A 12,275-nucleotide genomic window follows, 5' to 3' on the forward strand; every position below is an offset into this window, starting at 1 on the left:
CCTCGTGTGATGTCAATCACTCGTTCGTGACGACTCGCGTCCGGACGGGGCCCGACCTCAGCCGGTCACGGGCAGCATCAGCGCCTGACCCGGATCACCCGAGGCGATGGTGACCTGGTGCGGCACGAGACTTCCACGGAAGCTCGGGTCTCCCCCGGATACCACGAGGCGTACGCGGTGGCCCTCATCGAAGCGGTGGACGATGGCCGGCATCGTGACGCGGACGGGCTCACCGGGTGCCACGATGCGCACCGGCGCGACCTGTCCGTTGATCAGCGTTTCCGTGCCGTCGGGAGCCACGTCGTACAGCTTCGCGAAGACCACGACCGAATCCTCGACACCGGCGACCGCGGGTGCGGCCGTGACGCGGACGTCGAGCGTCGGGGCTCCGACCACGTCCACCGGGGCGCCGAGGATGACGGACGACCATTCGGCCTGGGTGCCGGGGACCACGCCCTGCGGGACCTGATTCTCCGGCCGGGTGTCCGGCGCTTCCCGGTCGGTGGGGAGGCCGACCGGCAGCGTGTTCAGCGTCTGTGCACCGGGAACGATGCCGTCGAGGCGGTCGGTGAGTGCGCCGTCGCCGGAGAGGTAGAGCGAATAGTCCTGGCCCACCGAGACATCCGAGGATTCGGCGTACGCGGGTGCGGCGTTGCCGGTGTAGTCGACCCAGTTGCGGAAGTAGCTGAACACCGGCCCGGTGTCGACCTCGCTGTCCTTCAGATAGTGGTCGAACCAGTCGACCATCCGGCCCGTCTCGTACTGGGTGTCGGGGTTCGGATTCTTCATGCTGATCTCCCCCTCGGCGGGAGTGAGATCGGAATGACCCCAGCTGTGCCAGATCATCTTCACGTCGTTGCCCTGCGCCTGCAGGGTCTCGAACGTGGCCGTCGATTCGTTGAGATCGAACAGGGTGTCCTGCTGTCCCTGCATGATCAACACCGGGATCTTCACCCGGTCCGCGTACGACACCACGGACGACTGGCGCAGGAACTCGACGGACCCCGGGTCCGGGTAGCCCTGCACCGCGGACTGCGCCAGTGCGGGGCACGCGGGGTCGGCGAAATTGGGGCAACCGAAGGCCCGCGCGGGGTCCTGCGCGTAGCCCTCCGCCCGGGGGTTGGTCGCGCCGATGGCCCCGAACATGAGCGACCACACCACCTTCGACGCCCCGGGAATCGACGTGCTGACCCCGGTCGTCTGGTCGGTGCCGTTGGGCGCGAGCGAGTAGCTGAGGTCGTTCCAGGTGATCATCGGGATGATCGTGTCGATCCGGGGGTCCACCGAGGCCGCGGCGAACTGCACGGCCCCACCGTAGGAGCCGCCGACCATGCCGACCCGCGGATCGTGCGCCTCGGCGGCGCCGTGGTGCGCGGTCGCGTCCTGCACCACGTAGTCGAGACCGGGGACGGGAACGGTGTGCGCGGGATCGACGAACGCCATCCCGTCGCGTCCACCGAGGAAGCTCACCAGTTCACTCGCCGCTCGCCCGTCGTACTCGGGATTGTCCATGTGGATCTTGCAGCCGGAACCGCCGAAGCCCAGCCCGGAGTACGCGAGCACCGCGTAACCGCGGGACGCGAGGAACGAGGCGATACCGGCCTGGTCATTCTTGGAACCGCCGAAGCCGTTGGTGGTGAGGACGGCGGGCACCCGATTCGACGCCGACGCCGAATCGGGCTTGTACACGTCGCCGATCACGTCGCACGGCTCGTCTCGGTTCGGTCCGACGAGAACCTGGAAATGGAGCGTGGTCTTCGTGAAACCGAGCGGATCGGCTGTCGCCGGAGCCGCCGCCGCGATCGGTGTCAGTACCGCGGCCGCCGCCGTCACCACCGCCAGAGTCGATCTACGCGCCCTGTGTTTCACAGCCCACCCGCCGTCCGTCACTCCGCCCCGAGCACCTCTGACGAGCGTAAACGCTCTGGACGCACGACCAACTCAGGCTGCCGGTGTGTCGCGGGCATCGGTGTGGACCGCGGCTCGCAGACTCGCGCAGGTCGTCTGGCACACGGCTGCGCCCCTCGTGCGGTTTATATGTGAGCTGTGGTAGTGACCAAGCGCGCCGAAACGTCCCTGTTGACCGACCAGGTCTACGAGACGATCCGACGGCTCGAGGAAGCCGGTCTGGCCGAGCGTGTCCCCCACAAGGGCGCGGTCGTGAAAGGCCTGACCCTGGCCGAACTGGTGCATGCCTACGACGTCCGCCGGTTGCTCGAGGTGGAGGCCCACGATTGGGCGCCCAGCAGATCGGCCCCGCCGACGTCGACCGGATGCAGACCGAGTACGAACTCATGCGGGCCGCCATCGCCGAACGGCGGGTGGTGGCGCTTCTCGATCACGACGAGGCACTGTTGACCATTCTCTACGAGGCGGCAGCGAACCCCGTGCTCGTCGATTCCATCCGTTCCCTGTGGCAGCACTGCCGCGCCTACAAGATCGTCGGCGCGCAGGGCACCCTGGACACGGCGGGAGACGACTCGTTGTGGAGGTACCAGGAACGTCTCGTCGAGGCCGCCCGCAAGGGTGACGCCGACGCCGCGGTCGCCGTCAACAATGAATCGTTGATCGATGACGTCGCGGATCAGGATTCAACTCGCCACTCAACAGGATGCCGGTAGCGCCAGCGACAACGGATCTCACCGATCATCGAGAGCGCAGGAGGACACACCGACCCTGGGAAAATGTTCGCCTGGGCCGGTGCCACGGCGAGCTGGCCCATGCGAACCGACCCCGGCGGAAGCCGCGGCCTCGACGACTACTTCACGCGGGACTTCACCCGCAACATCGGCGCCGAGTTCATGGGCCGCAACAAATTCGGCCCGCAGCGCGGTCCCTGGCACGACCACGGCTGGCGCGGCTGGTGGGGTGACGAGCCTCCGTTCCACACTCCGGTGTTCGTGTTGACCCACCACACCCGTCCGTCGTTCACCCTCGGCGACACCACGTTCCACTTCGTCGACGCCGATCCCGCAACGGTCCTCGATCAGGCGCGGGATGCGGCCCAGGGCAAGGACGTCCGGCCACCATCTGTTCTGGCGAAAGTCGCACTAGACCACGAACGGTCCGGCGACCACGCCGGTGCCGGTTCGATCAGGGCACCTTCGGCGGGTTGTCAGGGAAGAGGAGTGCACCGATCTCCTTGCCGATCGGCACAGTGTTATTGGCGTTGGCATTGGCCGTCGGTCCGAGCGTGGCGTAGACGACGATCGTGGTCTTCGACTCCGTTTCGTAGAGGGCGATGCCGTTGTAGCCCCCGAATGCCGGGTTCATGAGCAGCCAACTGCCCAGGTGAACGGTTCCGAATGCGAAGTACTTGTCCGCAGTCAGCGGGCCCAGCCCGGCGGTCTTGTCCGCCATCATCTCCGTGAACGCCGTGTCGGACAGGAGTTCGCCGGTGCCGAGCGCACGAACCCACCGCGCGACTTCGGCCACCGTCGAGTTCATGTTGCCGCTGTTGAGGAACGCCGTGGGATTCCAGAACGTGGAGTCCTCGAAGACGCCACGTTCGTTGGTATAGCCGTGCAGGATCGGTTCACTCATCTGGGGTGTCAGCACCACGCTGCTCGCGTCCATCCCCAGCGGCGTGAAGATCCGCTCCTTCAGGAGGTCGCCCAACGGCTTTCCCGCCGCCTTCTCGAGTACCACACCGAGCAGGCACAGGTCGCTGTGCGCGTAGGCAAAGCTGGTTCCCGGTTCGAACAGCGGCGGGCGGGCGTTCGCCAAGTCGAAGATCTCCTGAGACGTAAAGCCTTTGATCGGATTTGCGTAGAAGATCTTCAGGAAATCGGGGTTGGTCACGTAGTCCGAAATGCCGGTGGTGCTGTTGGCGAGCATCCGCGGGGTGATCTTGTCGGCTCGCGGAAAGTCGGGCACCCACTTGGCGATCGGCTCGTCCAGGCTCAGCGTTCCGGCCTCGCCCAGCTGCAGCAGAATTGTCGACAGCATCGGTTCCATCGGCTGGCCGACTCGCAGTTGCATGTCACGCGTCGCGGGAACGCCGAGCGGAGACTCCCCCACCGCCCCGGCGGCGATCTCCTCGTCGCCGCGCCACACACCGAATACGGCGCCGCTGAGATCGAGCTCCGTCAGCTTGTCGCGAACGATAGCGACGATCTTGTCGGCGTTGGGATCATCGGTGTGCGCGACGTCGGGACCGTTTTCCGCTGATTGCTGTTCGCCGCTGCGACCGTCCGATCCGCACGAAACGGTGGCGAGGGCAAAAACGATGCTGAGCGCGGTGGCCGTTCGACGCAGCCGGCTACGAGTCGACAAGCTCATGGGGTCGATCCCTTCGTACGCAGAGGTCGAGTGGGAGTCGCTGCTCACTGGGATTCTAGGCGCAGACCGTCGTTGCCCAGGGAGGTTCCGGCCGTTATCCGATCGGCTGGTCGAGCGGCAACAACCAGCACTTTTCATCCCAGAACGGCCAGGTGATGCCATGTGGCACCACACTTGAGCCACTTAACCCTTGTGGTGATGCCATTGTTGTGCCACGATGGCACCATGGATTTGACACCGTATGTGAGCAACCTCGGACGTGAATTCGCCACCCTCGCCGAAGCCGGCGGTGACGAATCCCGTGCGTTGGTCGAGCGCCTCACCGGGTCGCTCGAGTCGGCGATCCGGATGACGCTGCTGGACGCGCTGTCCGCTGCCACGGACGAGATCACCCAAGATCTGGCCCCGGGATCGGTGGAGTTGCGCCTGCGCGGACGCGATCCGAACTTCGTCGTGACCGCACGGCCCGCCGAGCCGATCGAGGAAGCGGCCGAGGACGATGCGGCACCGGCCGACAGCGGCACACCGATCGCCGAGGACGGCCCGACCGCGCGGATCAACGTGCGCCTCCCCGAACAGCTCAAGGCCGCGGTCGAGGAGGCCGCAGCCAAGGAGGGGCGCTCGGTCAACGCCTGGCTGGTCCGCGCGGCCTCGACCGCGCTGCAGCAACCGGACCGCGTCCAGCACGCCCAGCAGCGCGGCAAACAGACCAAGCAGAGCCTCACCGGCTGGGTGCGCTAGCCACACCGCCCACCACCACACCACGTCCCCGACCTGCGGGGATGTTTCACCAACTCATCCCGAGGGGACAGCTATGCCCAATTTCGATACACCCGAACCGATTTCCGTCACGCTCGAACTCGGCGTCGGCAATGTGCGGATCACCGCGAGCGACCGCACCGACACCACCGTCGACGTGCGCCCGAGCGACGAATCCGATGAGTCGGACGTGCAGGCCGCCCAGCGGGTCCGCGTCGACTACGCGAACGGCGTCCTCCAGGTCATGGGGCCGAAAGCGCGCGCTCTCGACTTCTCCCGCAAATCCAGGTCGGTGGAGGTGTCCATCGACCTGCCCAGCGGTTCGCAGGTTTCCGGCGAGGTGCAGGTCGGAGACGTCAGCGGCACGGGCCGGCTCGGGCAGTGCAGGTTCAAGACCTCCGCCGGAAACGTCCGGCTCGAGCAGACCGGTCCGTTGCGTGTGGATACCGCGGCCGGTCACGTCACCGCGGACGGCGTCGCGGGCAACGCCGAAATCCGCACCGGCTCCGGGAAGGTCCGCATCGGCGAGATCGAAGGCTCCGCAATCGTCAAGAACTCCAACGGCGACACCACGATCGCCGCGGTCACCGGCGACGTCCACGTGCGCTCGGCGAACGGCGACATCTCCGTCGACCGCGCCGGCGCGAGTGTCGAGTCGAAGACGTCCAACGGCAGCATTCGCCTCGGCGAGGTGGCCCGCGGTTCGGTCGAGCTCGGGACCGCGATGGGCGACCTGGAAATCGGCATCGCCGAGGGCACCGCCGCCTGGCTCGAGGTGAACACCAAGTTCGGGCAGGTACACAACCTGCTGGACAACACCGCCCGGCCCGAGGCGTCCGACGAGACCGTCGAGGTCCGCGCGCACACCTCGTTCGGCGGCATCACGATCCGCCGTTCCTGATCCACTTCTGACCCTCGAGAAAGGGAAACCATGACCACCAGGCAATCTCAGCCGGCCATCGCGGTGACCGGGTTACGCAAGTCGTTCGGCGACCACGTCGTGCTCGACGGCATCGATCTGACCGTCCCGCAGGGAACGGTCTTCTCCCTGCTCGGCGCGAACGGCGCCGGGAAGACCACCACGGTCAACATCCTGTCCACATTGATCAGCGCCGACGCCGGTGTTGCCCGGGTCGCCGGCCACGACCTCACTCGCGAATCCGACGCGGTGCGCGCCGCGATCGGTGTCACCGGCCAGTTCTCGGCGGTGGACAACCTGCTCACCGGCAGGGAGAACCTGCTGCTGATGGCGGATCTGCACCACCTCGCCCGCAGCGACGGCCGGCGGCGCGTCGCCCAGCTGCTCGAACAGTTCGACCTGGTCGATGCGGCCTCGAAGCCGGTCTCGACATACTCCGGAGGCATGCGGCGGCGGCTCGACCTCGCGATGACCCTGGTCGGCAGCCCGCGCGTGATCTTCCTCGACGAGCCGACCACCGGCCTGGACCCACGCAGCCGCCGGGCCATGTGGCAGATCGTCCGGGACCTGGTGGCAACCGGCGTCACCATCTTCCTGACCACCCAGTACCTGGAGGAGGCCGACGAACTGTCCGACCGGATCGCGGTCCTCGACCACGGCCGCCTGGTCGCCGAGGGAACCGCGGACGAGCTCAAGCGCCGCATCCCCGGGAGCCACGTCCGCCTGCAGTTCGCCGACCCGCGCGGCCTCGAAGCGGCCGAGCGGGTCCTCGACCAGGTCGCGCGCGACCCCGACGCGCTCGCCCTCCGTGTGCCCAGCGACGGCAGCCTCCGCTCGCTCAAGACTCTGATCGACCGGCTCGACGACGAGGCCATCGAGGTCGACGAGCTGTCCGTGCACACCCCCGATCTCGACGACGTCTTCCTCGCCCTCACCGGCAACCCCCACAACGAGAAGGTGACCTCATGAGCGCCCCCGCCCCCACTCTCGCCGGGCCGGCCCCGGCGGACCTCCGGTTCCACCCGCTGCGCGACTCGGCAACGATGCTGCGCCGCAACCTCAATCACATGCTGCGGTACCCGTCGATGACCGTGACTCTCGTCGGAATGCCGGTCGTCTTCCTGCTGCTGTTCGTCTACGTGTTCGGCGGCACGTTGGGCGCAGGGCTCGGCGGGGTGTCCGGCGGGCGCGCCGAGTACGTCAACTACGTCGTGCCCGCGATCATCCTGATGACCGTGACGGCCGCGGTGCAAGGGACAGCGATCTCGGTCGCGATGGACATGACCGAGGGCATCATCGCCCGGTTCCGCACCATGCACATCGCCCGCGTCTCGGTGCTGACCGGACACGTGCTGGGCAGCGTGATCCAGGCGATGCTCAGCGTCGCGATCGTGATCGGCGTGGCGCTGCTGGTCGGCTTCCGGCCCACCGCGGGGGTGGGCGCGTGGCTGGCCACCGCCGGGTTCCTGGTGGTGGTGACGTTCGCGCTCGTCTGGCTCTCCGTCGCGCTCGGCCAGGTGAGCAAGACCGTCGAGGCCGCGAGCAATGTGGGTATGCCGCTGGTCCTGCTGCCCTTCCTCGGCAGCGGGTTCGTCCCCACCGACTCCATGCCCGCCGGGCTGCGCTGGTTCGCCGAGTACCAGCCGTTCACCCCGATCATCGAAACCCTGCGCGGCCTGCTCATGGGTACCCCGATCGGGAACAACGCATGGATCGCGCTCGGCTGGTGCGCCCTCATCACCCTCGGCGGATACCTCTGGTCGAAAAAGCTCTTCAACCGCGAGTACTCGCGGTAGCGGCACGGCCCCGAGCCAAACCGGTCTGCAGCACCGCCGTCGACAGACCAACCGTCACGAAAGGAAATCCGATGAGTAGAACGGTCGCCATCCCGTACGGCCTCCCGATGGAGCGCGATGCGGGACCCTTCGACCCGCCCCAGCAGATCACCCGGCTGCGCGAGTCTCGCCCGGTCAGTCCCATGATCTTCCCCGACGGTCACGAGGGCTGGCTCGTCACCGGCTACGACGCGGTCCGCCGGCTCATGGCCGACACCCGGTTCAGCTCCCGCCAGGACATCGGTATTCTCCACGTGCCGTACGAGACTCCCGGCATGCCCGTCGCCACCGAGCCGTCGCCGCAGGTGCCGGGCCTGTTCATCGCCATGGACCCGCCGGACCACACCCGGCTGCGGCGCACACTCACCGGCGCCTTCACCGTCAAACGCATGAAGCAGCTCGAAGACCACATCATCGACGTCGCCGAGCGGCAACTGGACGAGATGGCGCGCCTGACCCCGCCGGTCGACCTGGTCGAGGAGTTCGCGCTGCCGGTGCCCTCGCTGGTGATCTGCGAACTGCTCGGTGTCCCCTACGCGGACCGGGAGAACTTCCAGGTCAACTCCGCCAAGTTCCTGGTCAAGGACCAGCCGCTCGACGAGAAGATGGGCGCGTACATCGCACTGACCACGTACCTTTCCGAACTGGTCACGCGCAAACGCGCCGCCCCCGGCGACGACATCCTGTCCGATCTGGCCCGCGACGACGACCTCACCATCGAGGAGCTGACCGGTGCCGCCTTCCTGTTGCTGCTCGCCGGCCACGAGACCACCGCCAACATGCTGGCGCTGGGCACCTTCGCGCTCCTGGAGAACCCCGAGCAGCTGGCGGAACTACGCGCCGACCCGGACCTGCTCCCCGACGCCGTCGAGGAACTCCTGCGCTACCTGTCCGTTGCCGACATCTTCTATCGCTACGCCACCGAGGACATCGAACTCGGCGGTGAAACGATCCGGAAGGGATCGACGGTAGTCGTCTCGTTGCTGGCCGCCAACCGCGACCCCCAGCGCTTCGACAACCCCGACACCCTCGACATCCGCCGCAAGGCCCGCGGTCACCTGTCCCTCGGCCACGGCGTCCATCTGTGCCTGGGCCAGCAGCTGGCCCGCGTCGAGATGCGCGCCGGCTTCGAGGGATTGCTGCGCCGCTTTCCGACCCTGGAGCTCGCCGTCCCCGCCGGCGACGTGAAACTCAGGACCGACATGAACATCTACGGCGTCCACGAACTGCCGGTCACCTGGACGGAAACGGCCCGGTAGAACCGTCGGCCGAGCGCGTCAGCCGATCCAACCAGTCACCGAACAGGGCGGCGAGCAGTTCTGGCCGCTCGTGCATCAGCGCATGGCCGACGTCGTCGACGACTGCCAGGGTGGCGTGCGGGTAGCGCTCGAGCAATTCGGCCGCGTCCGCGTACCCGACGATCGAATCACGACGGCCGGCCACGATCAACGTCGGCCCGGAGAACGCGCTCGACCCGACGTCGACCGTCCACCCGGCGAAGATACGTCCGAGCGCATCCTCGTCGACGAGCGTCGTACCCGGCACCACCTGGTCGCGGTAGCGGCGCGCAGTGGACGGCGTGCGCACGACGAAGTACTCGTCGAACCCCGCCCACTGTGCACGTTCGAGTTCGTCGTAGGCATCGGCGTCCTGGCGAACCACGGCGTGGTCGGGCACGTGTCGTGACTGCTCGGTGACCGGGCACATCAACGCCAGGCCGAGCACCGTGTCCGGTCGCTGTGCGGCCACCCCACGTGCCAGATAGGCGCCGTAGGAATGTCCGACCAGCAACACCGGGCCCACGCCCAGGCTGTGGATGAAGTCGCCGAGCAGCGTCACCACATCGTCGTTGCTGGTCAGCCCGTCGGTTGTCGAGAGGCCCATCCCCGGCAGGTCCGGATAGATCCGCCGGTAGCCCGTGCCGGGAACGATGGCCTCGATCGCTGCCTCGATCTCACGATGATCCACACCGGCGCCGTGCAGAGCCACGAGCGGCACGCCGCCGCCGTGCTCGACGTAATGGACCAGGGCTTCGTCGATCCGGCGCTCCATGTCAACACCTTAACGATCCACGCCGACCACACGAGCCGCGCTCAACCAATTGCCCGGTCCCCCGTCGACAACTGAAATATGCTGCGTGAGGTGGACATTGTCGATGCTCATCATCATTTCATCAACCTGCCCGACCTCGAGTACCCGTGGATCGACAGTCGCCCACCCGCGCTCACCGCCTTGCTCCCGAACTACTACGACGCTGCGCACCGGTACCTGCCGCACGACTATCGGGCACAGGTCGAGGGGGCGCCCGTCACGGCCTCCGTCGCGTGCGAATTCGGTGCAGCAGACAGTGTCGCGGAGGCCGTCTGGATTCAGCACTGCGCCGACCGTGTCGGTGTTCCGAACGCCTTCATCGCGGCCGTTCAGCTCGATTCAGACGATCGCGCAAGCGTTCTCGCGCGATATCGGGATCTCCCCGTGGTCCGGGCGGTGCGCCAGCCGCTGTACTGGGCGGCCGACCCGATCAAGCGCCTGGGTGCGCGCGGCGACTACCTGTCGGACCCGGCCTGGTTGCGTGGATTCGAGCAGGTCGCCGATGCGGGGCTGGTGTGGGATCTGCTCGTATACGACGAGCAGCTACCCGCCACTCACGAGCTCATCGCCGCGTTTCCCGAGACCACCTTCGTGCTGGAGGCGGTCGGGTGGCCGGTCGACCTCACTGCCGAGGGCTTCTCCCGTTGGGAAGAACGCATCACTGCGGTGAGTCGGTTTCCGAATGTCGTCCTCAAGTTGCAGGGAATCGCCCTCATTTTCGGAACATCCCTGGAGGGGATCGGTAAGTGGATCCGGACGGCGCTCAGCATCTTCGGCGCCGGGCGATGTATGTTCGCCTCTCATTACCCGATCGACCATCTGCTGTGGGATACCGAAACCATGGTGTCCACCGTCCAGGCAGCCCTGGGCGACTTGTCGTCGACAGAACAAGCGCACTTCTTCGGCGAAACCGCACGACGGGTGTATCGCCTGCCCGCCGGTGACGCCTAATATGAGGGAGATCGGAGTACCTGCAGTTTCGACGCCGCCAATCCAGTTTCGGGTTCCGGTCCACACTGTGAGGAGTCCACGTGACACGAGAGGGAAGTATCCGGGTCGGCGACCGGACCATCACGTATCTCGAAGCCGGTGACCCGGGCGGGCCACTCGTGCTGCACAACCACGGGGGACCCTCGAGCCGACTGGAGGCCGAACTGTTCGACCCGTATGCGAAGGCCAACGGACTGAGATTCGTGTGCGCGGACCGGCCCGGCATGGGCGGGTCAGACCTTCAGCCGGGCCGCACCTTCGAAGGCTGGACCGATGACCTCCTGCTGCTGGCCGACTCCTTCGGCGCACAGCGATTCGCGGTAACCGGCTGGTCCGAGGGTGGACCTTGGGCCCTGGCGGCCGCCGCGTATCTGGAACCCGCGCGCTTGGTCGATGTCGTGTGCATCGCCGGTGGCAATTACGGAACGTTCGGATCGAACTGGGCCGCGAAGTATCTCAGTAGCGTCGACGCGCTGGGCGGCCGCCTGGCGCTTCACTTCCATCCCGGCTTCACACTCATGTACGACGTGCTCGGTATCAGTGCCACACATTTCGCGGATCGCTACGCGAAGGCGATCACACAGTCGGCGTGCACCGCGGATCGGGAGGTGCTGGCTGACGAGAAGGTCCTCGACGCGTTTCTGAGGGCAGGGCGCGAATGCTTTCGACATGGCGCGGACGGACTCGTCGCCGACGCCACGATGCTCTACAAGGCCTGGCCTTTCGACATGACGAAAGTGACGCGCCCCGTGCACTTCTGGCAGGGAAGCTCCGACACCCTGGTGCCTGAGATCATCAACAAGACAGTAGCGGACAAGACCCCGGGCGCCGTCTGGCACCCGATCAGTGGTGGTGGTCATTTCATTGCCGTCAGCCACGCGGACGACATTCTCGCGTTGGTAGCGAATCATCTTGCGCCAGACGAACACTGACGCTCTTCGTCAGGCCGGGACGTCTCGGGCGTCGAGCCGAGTCTGGTAGAACAGCACCGTCACGGCGACGACCGCTTCGAGTGCGGCCGTCGCGAGCGCCGCCACCATCGGCGTCGACATCGAATGACCCATCGGAGCCGACGCCGCCGCATGCATCACGTGCCCGTGGTGGCCGCCGCCACCGGAACCGGGACTCATCACGGTGACGTGCAACGCGATCATGCCGACGTTCATCAGCGCGACGAGACCCCAATCCCGGTGCGAACCACGCATCCACAGGTGCCGTGCGCAGTACAGGCATCCGAAGATCATCGCAACGGTCACCACGGCGACCAGCGGCGACGACGTCGCATGCTCACCGAGCGACGCGGCGTGGAGCCCGGCCGCAGCGACCGCGAGGGCCGCGGCCGCCCGCCGCAACCAGTGGCTGGTGCGGCGGGCGATCGAAGGAAAGACGGCGGACACGAC

12 protein-coding genes and 1 pseudogene are annotated in these 12,275 nt (G+C 66.9%); 9 read left to right on the plus strand and 4 right to left on the minus strand.

Translation table 11 applies throughout. The features are described from left to right. Window positions 1-57: 57 nt before the first annotated feature. Window positions 58-1,836: a CocE/NonD family hydrolase gene (locus G9373_RS03535; protein ID WP_269591688.1), complete on the minus strand. Its 1,779-nt coding sequence runs from the start codon at window positions 1,834-1,836 to the stop codon at window positions 58-60. Window positions 1,837-2,234: 398 nt separating this feature from the next. Between G9373_RS03535 and G9373_RS03540 the strand changes: the two genes are divergently transcribed. Further along, entirely contained in the window at window positions 2,235-2,621 is a 387-nt protein-coding gene (locus G9373_RS03540; protein ID WP_240960341.1) for an FCD domain-containing protein, read from the plus strand. A gap of 57 nt (window positions 2,622-2,678) precedes the next feature. Then, window positions 2,679-3,023 (plus strand): annotated as a pseudogene (locus tag G9373_RS46200) (deaminase); the annotation flags it as partial. A 70-nt stretch (window positions 3,024-3,093) separates the two neighbouring features. Here G9373_RS46200 and G9373_RS03550 read toward each other — a convergent pair. Further along, window positions 3,094-4,281, minus strand: coding sequence for a serine hydrolase domain-containing protein (locus G9373_RS03550; RefSeq protein WP_167113890.1), 1,188 nt, complete (start codon window positions 4,279-4,281; stop codon window positions 3,094-3,096). Between the two features lie 225 nt (window positions 4,282-4,506). On the opposite strand from G9373_RS03550, the gene G9373_RS03555 reads away from it, so the two are divergent. From G9373_RS03555 to G9373_RS03575, 5 genes are all read left to right on the plus strand, one after another. Further along, entirely contained in the window at window positions 4,507-5,022 is a 516-nt protein-coding gene (locus G9373_RS03555; protein WP_167113893.1) for a YlcI/YnfO family protein, read from the plus strand. 73 nt (window positions 5,023-5,095) lie between these two features. Next, on the plus strand, window positions 5,096-5,941 hold the full coding sequence (locus tag G9373_RS03560; RefSeq protein WP_167113896.1) for a DUF4097 family beta strand repeat-containing protein: 846 nt from the start codon (window positions 5,096-5,098) through the stop codon (window positions 5,939-5,941). A gap of 30 nt (window positions 5,942-5,971) precedes the next feature. Continuing rightward, a complete protein-coding gene (locus G9373_RS03565; RefSeq protein WP_005566636.1) occupies window positions 5,972-6,928 on the plus strand; it encodes a daunorubicin resistance protein DrrA family ABC transporter ATP-binding protein in 957 nt (318 codons plus the stop codon). Then, a complete protein-coding gene (locus G9373_RS03570) occupies window positions 6,925-7,755 on the plus strand; it encodes an ABC transporter permease (RefSeq protein ID WP_005566633.1) in 831 nt (276 codons plus the stop codon). The genes G9373_RS03565 and G9373_RS03570 overlap by 4 nt, the downstream gene beginning before the upstream one ends. A 71-nt stretch (window positions 7,756-7,826) precedes the next feature. Then, entirely contained in the window at window positions 7,827-9,053 is a 1,227-nt protein-coding gene (locus tag G9373_RS03575) for a cytochrome P450 (RefSeq protein ID WP_005566631.1), read from the plus strand. Here the strand turns inward: G9373_RS03575 and G9373_RS03580 are convergent. After that, on the minus strand, window positions 9,028-9,846 hold the full coding sequence (locus G9373_RS03580) for an alpha/beta hydrolase (protein ID WP_005566630.1): 819 nt from the start codon (window positions 9,844-9,846) through the stop codon (window positions 9,028-9,030). The two genes, G9373_RS03575 and G9373_RS03580, sit on opposite strands and share 26 nt — an antisense overlap. A 78-nt stretch (window positions 9,847-9,924) precedes the next feature. Here G9373_RS03580 and G9373_RS03585 point away from each other — a divergent pair, with 78 nt between their 5' ends. Both G9373_RS03585 and G9373_RS03590 read left to right on the plus strand, forming a co-directional pair. Next, window positions 9,925-10,836, plus strand: a complete 912-nt coding sequence (locus tag G9373_RS03585) for an amidohydrolase family protein (RefSeq protein WP_167113899.1) — start codon at window positions 9,925-9,927, stop codon at window positions 10,834-10,836. 80 nt (window positions 10,837-10,916) lie between these two features. Then, entirely contained in the window at window positions 10,917-11,807 is an 891-nt protein-coding gene (locus G9373_RS03590; RefSeq protein ID WP_005260962.1) for an alpha/beta hydrolase, read from the plus strand. 9 nt (window positions 11,808-11,816) lie between these two features. Here G9373_RS03590 and G9373_RS03595 read toward each other — a convergent pair whose 3' ends face one another. After that, entirely contained in the window at window positions 11,817-12,272 is a 456-nt protein-coding gene (locus G9373_RS03595; protein ID WP_167113902.1) for a hypothetical protein, read from the minus strand. Window positions 12,273-12,275: the final 3 nt, after the last annotated feature.

Source organism: Rhodococcus sp. A14 (assembly GCF_011603105.1).
Classification (GTDB): Bacteria; Actinomycetota; Actinomycetes; order Mycobacteriales; family Mycobacteriaceae; genus Rhodococcus_F; species Rhodococcus_F opacus.